Annotated in this window: 16 protein-coding genes; 7 read left to right on the top strand and 9 right to left on the bottom strand. The window is 62.5% G+C overall.

Annotation, left to right across the window (positions count from 1 at the left end):
- The first annotated feature begins 91 nt into the window (after positions 1–91).
- The 6 genes from NKH12_RS19740 to NKH12_RS30605 all read left to right on the top strand — a co-directional run bounded on the left by NKH12_RS19740 (position 92) and on the right by NKH12_RS30605 (position 5,485).
- Complete coding sequence (locus tag NKH12_RS19740; RefSeq protein WP_352954665.1) at positions 92–1,189, top strand: putative B6 ABC transporter permease subunit 2; 1,098 nt, start codon at positions 92–94, stop codon at positions 1,187–1,189.
- 4 nt (positions 1,190–1,193) lie between these two features.
- Complete coding sequence (locus NKH12_RS19735) at positions 1,194–2,129, top strand: putative B6 ABC transporter permease subunit 1 (RefSeq protein WP_352954664.1); 936 nt, start codon at positions 1,194–1,196, stop codon at positions 2,127–2,129.
- 48 nt (positions 2,130–2,177) lie between these two features.
- Positions 2,178–2,984: a 4-pyridoxolactonase gene (gene pldA / locus NKH12_RS19730; protein WP_352954663.1), complete on the top strand. Its 807-nt coding sequence runs from the start codon at positions 2,178–2,180 to the stop codon at positions 2,982–2,984.
- A 26-nt stretch (positions 2,985–3,010) separates the two neighbouring features.
- On the top strand, positions 3,011–4,189 hold the full coding sequence (ppaT, locus tag NKH12_RS19725; RefSeq protein WP_352954662.1) for a pyridoxamine--pyruvate transaminase: 1,179 nt from the start codon (positions 3,011–3,013) through the stop codon (positions 4,187–4,189).
- A gap of 39 nt (positions 4,190–4,228) precedes the next feature.
- A complete protein-coding gene (gene pldH, locus NKH12_RS19720) occupies positions 4,229–4,975 on the top strand; it encodes a pyridoxal 4-dehydrogenase, SDR-type (RefSeq protein ID WP_352954661.1) in 747 nt (248 codons plus the stop codon).
- A 108-nt stretch (positions 4,976–5,083) separates the two neighbouring features.
- Entirely contained in the window at positions 5,084–5,485 is a 402-nt protein-coding gene (locus NKH12_RS30605; RefSeq protein ID WP_502910816.1) for a UCP034077 family protein, read from the top strand.
- Positions 5,486–5,497: 12 nt separating this feature from the next.
- Here NKH12_RS30605 and NKH12_RS19715 read toward each other — a convergent pair whose 3' ends face one another.
- From NKH12_RS19715 to NKH12_RS19695, 5 genes are all read right to left on the bottom strand, one after another.
- On the bottom strand, positions 5,498–6,739 hold the full coding sequence (locus NKH12_RS19715; RefSeq protein WP_502910815.1) for a multidrug effflux MFS transporter: 1,242 nt from the start codon (positions 6,737–6,739) through the stop codon (positions 5,498–5,500).
- Positions 6,740–6,908: 169 nt separating this feature from the next.
- Complete coding sequence (gene grxD / locus NKH12_RS19710) at positions 6,909–7,244, bottom strand: Grx4 family monothiol glutaredoxin (RefSeq protein ID WP_029353656.1); 336 nt, start codon at positions 7,242–7,244, stop codon at positions 6,909–6,911.
- 432 nt (positions 7,245–7,676) lie between these two features.
- A complete protein-coding gene (locus tag NKH12_RS19705) occupies positions 7,677–7,910 on the bottom strand; it encodes a BolA/IbaG family iron-sulfur metabolism protein (RefSeq protein WP_023674714.1) in 234 nt (77 codons plus the stop codon).
- Between the two features lie 86 nt (positions 7,911–7,996).
- Complete coding sequence (gene purL / locus NKH12_RS19700) at positions 7,997–10,237, bottom strand: phosphoribosylformylglycinamidine synthase subunit PurL (protein ID WP_352954660.1); 2,241 nt, start codon at positions 10,235–10,237, stop codon at positions 7,997–7,999.
- A gap of 149 nt (positions 10,238–10,386) precedes the next feature.
- Positions 10,387–11,799 (bottom strand): aminotransferase-like domain-containing protein, encoded by a 1,413-nt coding sequence (locus NKH12_RS19695; protein ID WP_352954659.1) that lies wholly within the window; start codon positions 11,797–11,799, stop codon positions 10,387–10,389.
- A 91-nt stretch (positions 11,800–11,890) separates the two neighbouring features.
- Here NKH12_RS19695 and NKH12_RS19690 point away from each other — a divergent pair, with 91 nt between their 5' ends.
- Positions 11,891–12,136: a DUF1127 domain-containing protein gene (locus tag NKH12_RS19690; RefSeq protein WP_352954658.1), complete on the top strand. Its 246-nt coding sequence runs from the start codon at positions 11,891–11,893 to the stop codon at positions 12,134–12,136.
- A 40-nt stretch (positions 12,137–12,176) separates the two neighbouring features.
- Here NKH12_RS19690 and NKH12_RS19685 read toward each other — a convergent pair whose 3' ends face one another.
- The 4 genes from NKH12_RS19685 to NKH12_RS19670 are packed head-to-tail and all read right to left on the bottom strand — an operon-like array spanning position 12,177 to position 14,224.
- Positions 12,177–12,839, bottom strand: coding sequence for a Pr6Pr family membrane protein (locus NKH12_RS19685; protein ID WP_352954657.1), 663 nt, complete (start codon positions 12,837–12,839; stop codon positions 12,177–12,179).
- A gap of 4 nt (positions 12,840–12,843) precedes the next feature.
- Positions 12,844–13,260 carry a hypothetical protein gene (locus tag NKH12_RS19680; protein ID WP_352954656.1) on the bottom strand — a complete coding sequence of 139 codons (417 nt, stop codon included), beginning with the start codon at positions 13,258–13,260 and terminating at the stop codon, positions 12,844–12,846.
- Positions 13,261–13,304: 44 nt separating this feature from the next.
- On the bottom strand, positions 13,305–13,973 hold the full coding sequence (purQ, locus tag NKH12_RS19675) for a phosphoribosylformylglycinamidine synthase subunit PurQ (RefSeq protein WP_352934825.1): 669 nt from the start codon (positions 13,971–13,973) through the stop codon (positions 13,305–13,307).
- A complete protein-coding gene (locus NKH12_RS19670; protein ID WP_352954655.1) occupies positions 13,970–14,224 on the bottom strand; it encodes a hypothetical protein in 255 nt (84 codons plus the stop codon). The genes purQ and NKH12_RS19670 overlap by 4 nt, the downstream gene beginning before the upstream one ends.
- Between the last annotated feature and the right edge of the window lie 16 nt (positions 14,225–14,240).

Raw genomic sequence — 14,240 nt, 5'->3', positions numbered from 1 at the left:
TGTGGTGTCTTCCCAGTTGCGTCGGGGGCCGCGGTTGACTGGGGGCGGACGCCCGCACCAGGGTCGGTCGCTTGATGATCGGACTTGCCGCATGAGCATCGACACCGCCCCAGCCGCCAACGCAACCGCACTCGATGCCACCGCTGCGATGGCTACGCGCCGCGACATCCAGCATCGGCTGCTGATGACGCTCGGCCCTATACTGGCCGCGCTGATCATCGCCGGCTGCATCCTGCTTGCCGTCGGCGTCGATCCGCTTGCCTATTATGGTTTTGTGCTCAAGCGAGGGCTTTTGTCGCCGCTTGGCGTCCAGCAGACGCTGACGCGTATGGCGCCGCTGCTGTTTCTTGCCGCCGGCCTGATCGTGGCCTTTCGCGCCGGCATGTGGAATCTCGGCGGCGATGGCCAGTTCCTGCTCGGCGCGGTAACGGCGGCGGCCAGCGCCCCGGTTCTCGTGGCGGTCATGCCAGCCTGGCTGGCGCTAATCTGCTCGTTCGTCATTGCTATGATGGTTGCGATGCTCTGGTCGCTGGTGCCAGCCCTTTTGCGGGCCTATCAAGGCGTCAACGAGATCATCACCACGCTGATGATGACGTTTCTGGGCACCTCGCTTGCCAATGTGCTGGTCAAGCTGATGTTTCGCGATCCGGGCACAACCGTGCCGCAAACCCGCACCTTGCCGGTCGAGGACCGGCTGCCGCGCCTGTTCGACACGACCATCACCAGCGGATTGCTTCTGGGGCTGGCGGCGATCATCACCGTTCATCTGGTGATGACGCGCACGGCCTTCGGCCTGAAGCTGAGGATCGTCGGCGCCAATCCCCGCGCGGCCATCCATGCGGGGCTCGGCGTACCGAAGCTCACCGTCGCCGTCTTTGCCATTTCGGCCGGGTTGGCCGGCCTTGCCGGCGCCGTCGATATCCTCGGCGTTCAGGGTAACGTCCGCGCCGACTGGAACCCCGCTTACGGGCTGGCTGTCATCCCCGTGGTGTTCCTCGCCCGCATGAACGGCTTTGCCGCCATCGGTTTCGTGTTCCTGCTTTCGGTGCTGTCGATCGGCGGCGAGAGCGCTGCGCGGCGGCTCGGCGTGCCCAATCATTTCACGCTGGTGCTGGTCTCCATCGTACTGATCGTCCTTGCGCTCGCCGAATATGTCGATCACCGCTACAACCAGTCGCGGAGGGCCTGAAGCGATGACCGGGCTGTTCAGCGAAGTCTTTCTCAGCGCGCTTTTGTTTGGCGCGGTCACCGCGGCGATCCCGCTGCTGCTGGCCGGCCTCGGCGAACAGATGTCCGAGAAGGCCGGGGTGCTCAACATCGGCATCGAGGGCATGATGCTGGCCGGCGCCTATCTCGGCTTCGTCGGCGCCTTCTATTCCGGCTCGCTGTGGCTGGGCTTTCTCACCGGCGCCGGCGGTGGTATCGCGGTAGCGCTGGTCATGGCGCTGCTTTGCGTGCGCATCGGGCTGAACCAGATCGTTATCGGCATTGCGCTGACTTTGGGACTCGAAGGTCTGACGGCGCTGCTCCACCATTTCCAGTTTTCGCGCAGCTATCCCCGCCTGCCGGCGGTGGATGTGACGGTCATTCCGTTGCTGTCGGACATCCCCGTCATCGGCCCGGCGCTGTTCAGGCAGCATATGATCGTCTATCTGGCGGTCGCGCTGGTTTTCGCCATGGGCTACATCTACCGGCGCACGCAGCTCGGCCTCAACCTGCAGGCTGCGGGCGACAAGCCGGCAGCCCTTGACGTCGCCGGCATCGACGTGGTGCGAACCCGCACCATCGCCGTGCTGACGACCGGAGCGCTGGCCGGGCTCGGCGGCGCTTATCTCGCCAACGTCGGCGCCGGCCTGTTCATTCCGTTCATCACCAATGGCGCGGGCTTTCTCGGCATCGTGCTGGCCATGCTGGCGCGCGGCCGCCCGGTCTGGGTGCTGTTCGGCGCGCTGCTGTTCGGCGTCTGCCTGTCGCTGACGACGGCCATGCAGGTGGCCGGCATCAATATACCGACCGACGTCATCCAGATGCTGCCGTTCCTGGCGGTGATGATCATGCTGGTGCTGTTCGGCCGACGGGCCAGTCTACCGGCGGCGCTCGGCATTCCATACGAGCGCGGCGCGCGCTAATCACAGGTCATGGCGCGGACGGGACCCGCGCCAAAAGAGGAGACAAAAATGTCGGATACCAAGGTCTACCTGCTCGACGGCGGCTCGCTCGTGCTCGACGGCTATCACGTATTCTGGAATCGCGGCCCCGGTGGCGAAGTGCGCTTTCCCGTCTATTCGATCCTGATCGAGCATGCCGAGGGCCGGTTCCTCATCGACACCGGCTACGACTACGATCACGTCATGAAAGTGCTGCCTTTCGAAAAGCCGATCCAGGAAAAGCACCAGACCATTCCCGGCGCTCTGGCGCTGCTCAGCCTCGAACCGAAAGACATCGATGTCGTCGTCAACTCGCATTTCCATTTCGACCATTGCGGCGGCAACAAGTATTTTCCGCATGCCAAGAAGATCTGCCACCGGACCGAGGTGCCGCAGGCCTGCAATCCCCAGCCTTTCGAGCATCTCGGCTATTCCGATCTGAGCTTCTCGGCGGAGGCCGCCGAAGCGCGTGGCGCGACCGCGCAATTGCTGGAGGGCACGACGCGGGCCAACTCGACCTTCGAAGGCATCGACGGCGACGTCGAGCTTGCCAGGGGCGTCAGGCTGATCTCGACGCCCGGTCACTCGATCGGCCATTACAGCCTGCTGGTCGAGTTTCCCAAGCGCAAGCCGATCATGTTCACCATCGACGCGGCCTACACGCAGAAGAGCCTTGAAACGCTCTGCCAGGCGGCCTTCCACATCGACCCTGTGGCGGGCGTCAATTCGATGCGCAAGGTGAAGAAGCTCGCGGAGGACCATGGCGCCGAGCTGATGTATTCGCACGACATGGAAAACTTCAAAACCTATCGGACCGGCACGCAATTCTACGGCTGACCGCCGCCAATGCGGAGACAAAGACCATGCGCTATCTCGAACAAGCCGAACCGGTCATCACGCTCACCGCGGGGCCGGTGAACGCCTATTCCAATGTGCTGCGCGGCCTCGGCCGCACCGTGCTCTACGACTACGACCCAGCGTTCCAGCTCTTTTACGAGGGTGTGGTCGACAAGGCGCAGAAGGCGATGCGGCTATCGAACAAGCCGGTCATCCTCCACGGCGAGCCGGTTCTTGGCCTGGAGGCCGCCGCAGCCTCCCTGATCACGCCCGACGACGTCGTGCTCAATCTTGTCTCCGGCGTATACGGCAAGGGGTTTGGCTATTGGGCGAAGCGCTATTCGCCGCATCTGCTCGAAATCGAGGTGCCCTACAACGAGGCGATCGACCCGCAGGCGGTTGCGGCAATGCTGGAAGCACATCCGGAAATCAGCATCGTTTCCGTCTGCCACCACGACACGCCGTCGGGCACCATCAACCCGATCGACGCCGTCGGCGCGCTGGTTTCGGCGCATGGCGCCTATCTAATCGTCGATGCCGTTTCGTCCTTCGGCGGTATGAAAACGCATCCGCAGGATTGCAAGGCCGATATCTATGTCACCGGCCCTAACAAATGCCTGGGCGCGCCTCCCGGCCTCACAATGATGGGCGTCAGCGAGCGCGCCTGGGCCAAGATGAAGGCAAATCCACTGGCACCCCGCGCATCGATGCTCAGCATCGTCGATTGGGAGCATGCGTGGTCGAAGGACCAGCCGTTTCCGTTCACGCCGTCCGTCGCGGAGATGAACGGGCTCGACGTCGCGCTCGACCTATACCTCAACGAGGGACCGGCGGCGGTGTGGGCGCGCCACGCGCTCACCGCCAAAGCCATGCGCGCGGGCGTTGCCGCCATGGGTCTGTCGATCTGGGCCGCCCGCGACAATATCGCGTCGCCAACCACGACCGCCGTCAGGACGCCCGAAGGCATCGACGAGAAGGCGCTTCGCCAGGCCGCGCGCGCCCGCTACGGCGTGGTGTTTTCGTCTGGCCGCGGTGAAACATTGGGCAAGCTGACACGCATCGGCCATATGGGCCCGACCGCCCAGCCGATCTATGCGATCGCGGCGCTGACGGCACTTGGCGGCGCGATGAATTCCTTGGGCCAGGAACTCGCGGTCGGCAAAGGCATCGACGCGGCGCTCGCCATTATCGACGCCGACGCGTGAACCAGAAAATAACCAGATCACAATCGAGGGAGCGTTTTCATGACTGAACGGCTTGCGGGAAAGACGGCCCTGGTTACCGGGGCCGCACAAGGGATCGGCAAGGCGATCGCCGCGCGCTTGGCCGCCGATGGCGCGACCGTCATCGTCAGCGACATCAACGCGGAAGGCGCCGAAACGGCGGCTGCGTCGATCGGCGGAAAAGCGAAGGCGATCGCCGCCGACATTTCCGATCCTGCATCCGTTAAGGCGCTCTTCGCCGAGATCCAGGCCCTGACCGGGGGCATCGACATTCTGGTCAACAACGCCAGCATCGTGCCTTTCGTCGCCTGGGACGATGTCGACCTCGATCATTGGCGCAAGATCATCGACGTCAATTTGACCGGCACCTTCATCGTCAGCCGCGCGGGAACGGACCAGATGCGTGCCGCCGGCAAGGCCGGACGGGTGATCAGCATCGCCTCCAACACCTTCTTTGCCGGCACGCCGAACATGGCGGCCTATGTCGCGGCCAAGGGCGGGGTGATCGGCTTCACCCGGGCAATGGCCACAGAGCTCGGCAAATACAACATCACCGCCAACGCGGTGACGCCGGGCCTGATCGAGAGTGATGGCGTCAAGGCGAGCCCGCACAACGAGGCGTTCGGCTTCGTCGAGATGCTGCAGGCTATGAAAGGCAAAGGGCAGCCTGAGCACATTGCTGATGTGGTGTCGTTCCTGGCCTCGGATGACGCACGCTGGATCACCGGCCAGACGCTGAATGTCGACGCTGGCATGGTGCGCCACTAAAAGCGCGTCGCGTCTAAAAGGATTCATGCGGCGCGCTGATATCGATGGAGGCTTTCGTCGAAAAATTCGCCTACATTATATTTCTCCGCGCGAAACCGGAGACCCGAGATGAAACCTCGGTTCGCAATTGTCGCCCTTACCCTTGCCTTGGTTGCCAGTCCGAACGCGGCAACATCGCAGGAACGCGCATGTCGCAGTCCCGAACCCGTCGACACCATAAACGAGATGTTCTCCGCGATCGTCGCCTGTTGGGAGCCACCGCCCGGAACCGCGGGCATGACCCTGACGCTGCAGTTCTCAATTCGCCGAAACGGCACACTTATAGGCAAGCCTCGCGCCACCTACTCCCGTCTAGGGAATGATGCCGCCCTCAACCGGGCCTTCGTGGCTTCCGTCCTCGAGGCTCTCGACAAGGCTCTGCCACTGCCCGTTTCGGACAGCATGGGTGGAGCGATCGCAGGGCGTATGCTGTTCCCTCGCTTCACAGCAGCGAGTGGGCGTGCATCCTAAAGCGTGTCGGCATTAAACCGGCTGGTTTTGCGGCTGGAGGAATTTGCCGCGCTCGGCGATCAGCACCATCACCAATGCGCCAAGCGAAACGCTGCAGAATCCGGCGGCCAAGGGCGTCACCGTGCCGTTGAAGGCTTGGCCAATCAGCGTGCCGAGCACGCCGCCGAGGAAGGTCTGCATGAAACCCAGAATGGACGATGCCGTGCCGGCCAGTTGGCCGAGCGGCTCCATGGCGAGCGCGTTGAAATTCGCACCGAGTGCGCCGAACGGGACCATCGCACAGGCAAAGAAGGTGATGAAAAGCCAGAGCGGCATCTTCATTTCCAACGACACCACCAGCCAGGCAAGGCTGATCACCAGGAACAGCAGCAGCGCGCTCTGTGACAGGCGGCGCATGCCGATGCGGCCGACAAGGCGTGAATTCAGATAGTTCGAAAAGGCGAGCACGCCGGCAATCCCTGCGAAAATCACCGGGAACATCTCACCAACGCCGAACACGCCGACATAGATTTGCTGCGCCGAATTGATGAAGCCGAACATTGCGCCGAAGGCAAAAGTGCTGGCGAAGGCATAGCAAAGTGCCATGCGATTGGTCAGCACGATGCGGAAGCCGCCGATGATGGATTCGGCCGTCAGTGGTCTGCGATATTCGGGACGCAGCGTTTCGGGCAAGCGCAGCAGCGCCCACGCCGACACGATCAGCGCCCCGGCCGCCATGGTGATGAAGATCACGTGCCAGGTCGCGAACAGCATGATGAACTGACCAATGCCGGGGGCGACGACCGGAATGGCCATGAACACCATGAAGATCAATGACATGACCTCGGCCATGCGCCGGCCGTCAAACGTGTCGCGCACGATCGAGACGGCGATGACGCGTGTGGCCGCGGCGCCGATGCCTTGCACTACCCTGCACAGGATAAGAATGGCGAATGTCGGGGCAATTGCCGCCGCAGCCGCCGCTGCGACATAGATTACCAGCCCGACAACGAGCGGAGCACGGCGTCCGAAGCGGTCCGAGATCGGTCCGAAGAAGAGCTGCCCGCCGCCAAAGCCCAAAATATAGGCGGCAATCACGTACTGACGGTGATTTTCATTTTCCACGCCGAGCGAGGCGCCGATTTGCTGCAGCGCCGGCAGCATGATGTCGATGGCCAGCGAGTTGAGCGCCATCAATGCCGCGCAAAGCGCGATGAACTCCCAGCGCGGAATAGGCAAGGTGCCTGCCTCCGGCGCTTGTGCATGCTGATCCACGGCAAGTCCGATCTTCAAACGAAAAGCGCCGGCGCACCAGCGCATTCATTCGTCTTAGGCCCCAATACGGGGAGGTACTCAGTCTGCCAAGGTGGGGACTGGCCCGGCGTTTAGCGCATGACCCCGAAATCGGGATCGATTTCGCTGGGGATCATGCACAAACAAAAATTCAGGCGGCGCCTTTGACGCTCACGCCCTTTTCGACGAGGAACGTCTGAAGTTCGCCTGCCTGGAACATCTCGCGGATGATGTCGCAGCCGCCTACGAATTCACCCTTGACGTAGAGCTGAGGGATCGTCGGCCAGTTGGAATATTCCTTGATACCTTGCCGCAGCTCGGCCGAGGTCAGCACGTCGACGCCCTTGTAGTCGGCCCCGATGTAGTCGAGGATCTGCACGACCTGACCGGAAAACCCGCATTGCGGGAAACCGGGCGTGCCCTTCATGAAAAGGACGACGTCGTTGCCCTTAACTTCGCTGTCGATGTAGTCGTTGATACCGCTCATAGAGAATCCTTTCATGCCCGCGGGAGTCGGGCTCGAAACATACCTTTCAAATAAACCCATAGGTTGCCTGAAACAAGACGTTTGCCGCATCGTCACGCAAATGGCGCAAAGGATGGCTTGATATTGGGCCAAGAGCATCGGCCAGCTATTTCCCAAGGGAGCGATAAAAAGGCGAGATAGCGCGACAATCCTGATTGGTATTGTGCTCGTTACGCTGGCCTTGATCTGGTGGCTCAGGCAATCGCGATCTGGTGCTCGCAAGTCAGTCTCGGCAGCTTTGCACGCCTGTTCCGCGATGCGCTGCACTGCCCCAACGCGCTTTTCTTCGACGGGCGGTCTCGGCGCCGTCGAATGGCGAGAGATCGATCGTCGGCGAAAAATATCCGGCAGGGCCGATCATTGCCGTCTCGACGAAAAAGGACGCCGAAGCCCTCAGTCCGGCACGCTGGTCTGCAGGGCGAGCGCGTGCAGCACGCCGCCCATATTGCCCTTCAGCGCGTCATAGACCATCTGATGCTGCTGGACACGGCTTTTGCCGCGAAAGCTTTCGGCTACCACCTCGGCTGCATAATGGTCGCCGTCGCCGGCCAAGTCGCGAATCGTCACCTTGGCGTCCGGAATGCCTTCCTTGATCAGCCGTTCGATGTCGTGCGCGTCCATTGCCATGCGAGGATTCCTTGTTCAGGTCGTGATCTCATAGATATTATCGAAATGGCGGATGAACCACACCCAAACGACTCCACTCGATCATATCACGGGTCCACGACCTCATTTGCCATGAAGCGAGGAAACCAGGATTCGTGGGCAGCGGTCAATTCTCTGACCGGGATCGCCCGTGCCTCGCCGAGTTTCAGGTCACTACCACCGGTCGAGCCGATCCACGGCGCGAAGATACCGAGCTTGCTCTGTTGTTCGCGAATGGCATCCCATTCGTCGCTCTGCGGATCGATCGACAGCGTCAAGAGATAGCGGCCCTGATCCTCGCCGAACCAGACCGGGATCGGATCGGTCCCGACCAGGCCGGGGACGGTCGCGCCGATGCCGGACGCCATCGCCATCTCGGCCAGCGCGACAGCAATGCCGCCATCGGAAATGTCATGCGCTGATGTAACGACGCCGGAGGCGATCAGGGCGCGCACATGGTCGCCGACGCGCTTTTCATGGTCGAGGTCGACCGGCGGCGGCGGACCCTCGGTGCGGCCATGGATGTCGCGCATATAGGCCGACTGGGCGAGATGCGTTCCCCACATGGACGGCGCGCCGACCAGCAGGATCATCTGGCCCTCGGCGGCAAAGCCGATCCGCGTCATCTTGGACCAGTCGGCGATCAGCCCGACGCCGCCGATGGTCGGCGTCGGCAAGATGCCTTGCCCGTTGGTTTCGTTGTAGAGCGAGACATTGCCGGAGACGATCGGAAAGCCAAGCGCGCGGCAGGCGTCGCCGATGCCTTTCACGGCGCCGACCAACTGGCCCATGATCTCCGGACGTTCCGGGTTGCCGAAATTGAGATTGTCGGTGGCCGCGAGCGGCAGGGCGCCGGTGGCGGTAAGGTTGCGCCAGCATTCGGCCACCGCCTGCTTGCCGCCCTCGTAAGGATCGGCCTCGCAATAGCGCGGCGTCACGTCGGAGGAGAAGGCGAGCGCCTTGGTCGGATGACCTTCGACGCGCACGACGCCGGCATCGCCGCCCGGAAGCTGCAGCGAATTGCCCTGGATCAGCGTGTCGTACTGTTCCCATACCCAGCGGCGCGAGGACAGGTCGGGTCCGCCAAGCAGTTTCAGCAGCGCCTCGGCGACATCCGCTTGCGGTGCATCGCTGGCCGCCAGGGGCGCCGGCTTCCTCGGCTCGGTCCAGGGACGGTCATATTCCGGCGCCTGGTCGCCAAGGTCCTTGATCGGCAGATTGGCGACCTCGTCGCCCTGGTGCAGAACGCGAAAGCGCAGATCGTCGGTGGTCTTGCCGACGATGGCGAAGTCGAGGCCCCATTTGTGGAAGATCGCCTCGGCTTCCTTTTCCTTTTCGGGGCGCAGCACCATCAGCATGCGCTCCTGGCTCTCCGACAGCATCATCTCATAGGCGCTCATGCGCTCCTCGCGCACCGGCACCTTGTCGAGGTCGAGCTCGATGCCGAGGTCGCCCTTGGCGCCCATTTCGACCGCCGAGCAGGTGAGGCCGGCAGCCCCCATGTCCTGGATGGCGATGACGGCGCCGGACGCCATCAGTTCGAGGCAGGCTTCGAGCAGGCATTTTTCGGTGAAGGGGTCGCCGACCTGAACGGTGGGCCGCTTCTCGTCGATCTTGTCGTCGAATTGGGCCGAGGCCATGGTGGCGCCGCCGACACCGTCGCGACCGGTCTTGGCGCCGAGATAGACGACCGGCAGGCCGACGCCCTTGGCCTCCGACAGGAAGATCGCATCGGTCTTGGCGAGCCCCGCCGCGAAGGCGTTGACCAGGATGTTGCCGTTGTAGCGCGCGTCGAAATTGACCTCACCGCCGACCGTCGGCACGCCGAAGGAATTGCCATAGCCGCCAACGCCGGCAACGACGCCGGCAACCAGATGCCTGGTCTTGGGATGGTCCGGCGCCCCGAAGCGCAGCGCGTTCATTGCGGCGATCGGACGCGCGCCCATGGTGAAGACATCGCGCAGGATGCCGCCGACGCCGGTCGCCGCCCCCTGATAGGGCTCGATGTAGGAAGGGTGGTTATGGCTCTCCATCTTGAAGACGACGCAGTCGTCGTCGCCGATGTCGACCACGCCGGCATTCTCGCCCGGCCCCTGGATGACCTGCGGCCCGGTGGTCGGCAGCGTGCGCAGCCACTTTTTCGAGGATTTATACGAGCAGTGCTCGTTCCACATCGCCGAGAAGATGCCGAGCTCGGTAAAGCTCGGCTCGCGCCCGACCAGGTCGAGGATGCGCTGATATTCGTCGGGCTTCAGCCCATGCGCGGCAATGAGTTCCTGAGTGATTGGCAGGGAATTGGAAATGGTCATGGGCGGCAATTTACATCCTTGGAATCGAGCCCCGTCTTATCGCAAGCTTTGCAGCCGATACACCCATCACGCGACGAAAAACTATGGAAAGCGATAGGGCGCAGCAAGTAGCGAAAGATCGCCACTCGACCCGCCGGTTTCAAGCCGGCTCAGGAGAAACTGTCGTAGCCGGCGCGGCCTTCGTCCAGAAGCCGCCGGATCACGCCGACGCCACCCGCGATGTCCTCTCGACGACTCGGCTGTGAAACGCCAAAACGCACGCCGTGAAAAACCTGCTCGGAGCGGCCGGCCTTGAACTCGTCCTCGTCATCGATGAGCACGCCATGTTCGAGACAGGCATTCTTGAAGGTGCCGGAAAGCCATGGATCAGGAAGGGTGAGCCAGACAAAGGGCACATTGTCCACTGCCTTGAAGTCGAACCCGGCCAGTGTCTCGCGCACGATCGCCATGCGCGCGTTGATCTCGACGATGCTGCGCTTGCGCATCTCGCTGGCCTGGCCGGACAGCACCAGCCGGCTACACACTTCCGCCAGCAGGAAGGGGAGGCCGCCCGTCAGCATCTTGTGGGCGACTCGGATCCGATGACGATAGGCCGGCGGACAGGCGAGCCAGCCGCCGCGAACGCCCGCCGCGACCGATTTCGACAGGCCGCCGGCAACGATGGTCCGTTCGGGAGCATATTCGGCCAATAGCGGGGTCGGGTCGTCGGTCAGATCGCCATAGAGATCGTCCTCGATCAGAACGACATTGTATTCGCGCGCGACGCGCGCGATGGCCTCGCGGCGTATTGCCGACAGCGTCACCAGTGTGGGGTTCTTGGCCGTCGGCATCAGGAACATCATTTTCGGATGTTTTTGCGCGCAGACGCGCTCGAAATCCTCTGGGTCTAGCCCTTCCTCGTCCGACGTCACCAGCGCGGTCCGGCGTCCAATCAGGCCGGCGCTGCGTGAAATCTGCGAATAGGTGAGGTGCTCGAAGACGATATAGTCGCCAGGCGTGGTGAGCGCGGCAATCGCCGCCATAACCGCGGCATGGGTGCCGAGCGTCGGAACGATGCCATCAGGGCTCGGGCGAAACGAATTTCGCGAGAGCCAGCTGCAGCCGGCCTCGAACCAGCGGTCGGGAAAATCCCGGGTATAGCTTGAAATCTCATACGGATGGTCCTGCGCCGTGCGCGAGAGCGCATCGGCGACAATGGCGCCCTGACCAATATCCGGCGCAGCTGTGCTGTCGAAGCGCAACTTGCCGCGAGGCGCATCGATATAGCGCGTGCCTTCCACATGCGGGTCGGATGCCAGCAGATCGGTCTTAGTCTCGTGCCGGCCCAGGACATAGGTTCCGCGCCCGACTTCGCCGCTCACCAGCCCCCGTTCGCGCAACAATTGGTAGGCCCGACCGACCGTGCCGACGGTCGTGCCGATGTCGTATGCCAGATCGCGCTGCGGCGGCAGTTTTGCCCCCGCATCGATCACGCCACGGTCGATGTCGGTTTCAATGGAATCTGCAAGCCGCTGGTAGAGGGGCCCCGAGCCGGACGTAAGATCTGGAAGCCAATTTGTCATGGTGACAATTTTTTATATTGCACCGAATTGAGAGTCAATACATATGGATTGCGTGACAAAAGGGTACAATCTGAATTCCGGTAGCAAGAAAATGGCTGCAATCGATACAATCCGTTACACGAGAGCTGAATTGCTCGAAGCGCGTCCGTCAGGCCGGCAAGGCTATGTCCGTCGCCTGGTGCGTATGGTCAGGTCATTCGTAAGCCGGATGGGCAGCCTGCTGGATCGCCGGCGCAGCCGGCTGGTCCTGCTGGAGATGACCGATGATCAGCTCAGGGATATCGGCATCTCGCGCGCCGATGCCCACCGTGAGGGTCTGAGGCCGTTCTGGGACTGAAAGATGCATTAAGCTTGAGTGCATCTAAGAAGACACGGTCCTAGGACGCCTTTTTCGTGCCTTGATAGTTACCGTGGCTCCTCATCCGTGAGACGCCGCGGTCTGCAAGTACGGCGACTATGCACAGCACCAGAAAAAGTCCGGTGATGCCGAGCGCCGAGACGGCGACGCTGGCTGCGCCGTTCTTGGCGACATCGAGGAACGGGTAGGGCACTTCGCCTGATATCGGCGCCCGCGCCAGTGCATAGGCCAAATAGGCGACCGGATAGATCATCCACCAGGAGATGTCGCGCCACCGCATCGAGCCATCGGCACCTGCGACAAGCCACCACAGCACGAACAGCACCGGCGTTACATAGTGCAGCAGGACGTCGCAGAGCAGGAACAGACCCTGCGGCTGCCAAAGCTTCGCCAGGACCGTCGCATAGACGATGAAGACCAGGGTTGTGGCGACCGCCACGCCGGCTCGCATCCGCGGCCCGGCAAAGGCCGGGAACCAGGCGTAGCCACCGGGTGACAGCAGCGAAACATGCACGAGCACCGCGCCGATATTGGTCAGGATGGTGAAGAAGCTGAAGTAGAAGACCAGCGAGCCAACAAAACTGCGGCCGGCTGCCATGGACGCCGGAGTGGTGATGCAGATTTGCAGGACAAGCCCGGCCAGGCCTATGACCAGACCGGCGATCTGCAGGAAGCGGCTCACAGCCCTACGCAGCCGCACCGCAGGCCGGATTGCCTGTTTGCCAGCGCGCGATGTCCGAACCGATGCGTGCGCCGAGCGGCTCGTTCATCAGCGGACCGTAGACGTCGATGCGGCGTGAATTGCCTTGCGCCTGCACGACCAGCAACGGCTTTCCGCCATAATGCTTGACCGGGACCAGCAGGAAGCGCGGTGTGCCGGTGAACGAATTCAGCTCAATGGCCATCTGATAAGGCCTGAAGGCGGGATCCTTGCTGGCGATCCAGCATTTGTGGGCGGCGATCGCCACCTGTTCCATGGCAAGCAGCGCCGCACTCTTGCCCGAAGGCGCCGGCGCGTTCTTCGGCTTCGATTGGCAGGAGGCGAACACAAGGCCGGCGGCGGCGACGAGAGCGAGGCGGGCGATCGTCTGTCTCGGGCTCATGCGGCGCCTATTTTCGAATTCGGAAGGGATGAATGCTGAAGATATCAAGCGGCGATGCCGAGGGCACTTTCGAACAGTGCCCGGCCGTCGCTGCCGCCATGCGCCGCTTCGATCAGGTTCTCGGGATGCGGCATCAGGCCGAGCACATTGCCCTGGCCGTTGATGATGCCGGCAATGTCGTTGATCGAGCCGTTGGGATTGGTGCCTTCCGCATAGCGGAACACGACCTGGCCTTCGCCTTCGAGCCTGCGAAGCGTCTCGGCGTCGGCAAAGTAATTGCCGTCGTGATGCGCCACCGGCGAGCGGATGATCTGGCCCGGCTGATAGCGGCGGGTGAACATCGTGTTGGCGTTGGCGATCTGCAGCTTGACCTGCCGGCAGACGAATTTCAGCGAGGTGTTGCGCATCAAGGCGCCCGGCAGCAGGCCGGCCTCTACCAGGATCTGGAAGCCGTTGCAGACGCCGATGACCATGACCCCCTTGGCCGCCTTTTCGGCGACCGCCCGCATCACAGGCATGCGCGCAGCAATGGCGCCGCAGCGCAGATAGTCGCCGAAGGAGAAGCCACCCGGAATGGTGATCAGGTCGACATCGGGGATTTCGGTGTCGGTCTGCCAGACGGTGACCGGTGGTGTTCCCGAAATCTTGGTCAGCGCCGCGATCATGTCGCGGTCACGGTTGAGGCCCGGGAGAAGAACGACGGCTGATTTCATTTCGGTTCGTAAGGCCTCTGGGCTTCGGCAAGTTCGCGCAGGTCTAAGCGGCGTTCAATATGTTCCAGGCGCTCGTCCTGGCGAGCCAGCACGCCATAGATGTTCTTCACGTCACCCTCGGTGGCGATGAGGTGGCCGCGGATGGAGCCGAGCTCGGACTTTACCTCCCCGAGCGTCAAATCCATCCTGTCCAGCCGCGACTGAATGGACTTGAGGACTTCAAATATCAAGCTTCCATCAAGCTCGGCCATCTGCCCTCCGGCACAA

The organism is Mesorhizobium sp. M1322, from assembly GCF_040318085.1.
Classification (GTDB): Bacteria; Pseudomonadota; Alphaproteobacteria; order Rhizobiales; family Rhizobiaceae; genus Mesorhizobium.
The sequence above is the reverse complement of the archived record's forward strand: the minus strand, read 5'-3'. Positions and strand labels throughout refer to the sequence as shown.

Excerpts from the sequence above, each read along its gene's own strand:
- NKH12_RS19740 (WP_352954665.1), top strand. The coding sequence starts at position 92 with ATGAGCATCGACACCGCCCCAGCCGCCAACGCAACCGCACTCGATGCC.
- NKH12_RS19735 (WP_352954664.1), top strand. The coding sequence starts at position 1,194 with ATGACCGGGCTGTTCAGCGAAGTCTTTCTCAGCGCGCTTTTGTTTGGC.
- pldA (WP_352954663.1), top strand. The coding sequence starts at position 2,178 with ATGTCGGATACCAAGGTCTACCTGCTCGACGGCGGCTCGCTCGTGCTC.
- ppaT (WP_352954662.1), top strand. The coding sequence starts at position 3,011 with ATGCGCTATCTCGAACAAGCCGAACCGGTCATCACGCTCACCGCGGGG.
- pldH (WP_352954661.1), top strand. The coding sequence starts at position 4,229 with ATGACTGAACGGCTTGCGGGAAAGACGGCCCTGGTTACCGGGGCCGCA.
- NKH12_RS30605 (WP_502910816.1), top strand. The coding sequence starts at position 5,084 with ATGAAACCTCGGTTCGCAATTGTCGCCCTTACCCTTGCCTTGGTTGCC.
- grxD (WP_029353656.1), bottom strand. The coding sequence starts at position 7,244 with ATGAGCGGTATCAACGACTACATCGACAGCGAAGTTAAGGGCAACGAC.
- NKH12_RS19705 (WP_023674714.1), bottom strand. The coding sequence starts at position 7,910 with ATGGCAATGGACGCGCACGACATCGAACGGCTGATCAAGGAAGGCATT.
- purL (WP_352954660.1), bottom strand. The coding sequence starts at position 10,237 with ATGACCATTTCCAATTCCCTGCCAATCACTCAGGAACTCATTGCCGCG.
- NKH12_RS19695 (WP_352954659.1), bottom strand. The coding sequence starts at position 11,799 with ATGACAAATTGGCTTCCAGATCTTACGTCCGGCTCGGGGCCCCTCTAC.
- NKH12_RS19690 (WP_352954658.1), top strand. The coding sequence starts at position 11,891 with ATGGCTGCAATCGATACAATCCGTTACACGAGAGCTGAATTGCTCGAA.
- NKH12_RS19680 (WP_352954656.1), bottom strand. The coding sequence starts at position 13,260 with ATGAGCCCGAGACAGACGATCGCCCGCCTCGCTCTCGTCGCCGCCGCC.
- purQ (WP_352934825.1), bottom strand. The coding sequence starts at position 13,973 with ATGAAATCAGCCGTCGTTCTTCTCCCGGGCCTCAACCGTGACCGCGAC.
- NKH12_RS19670 (WP_352954655.1), bottom strand. The coding sequence starts at position 14,224 with ATGGCCGAGCTTGATGGAAGCTTGATATTTGAAGTCCTCAAGTCCATT.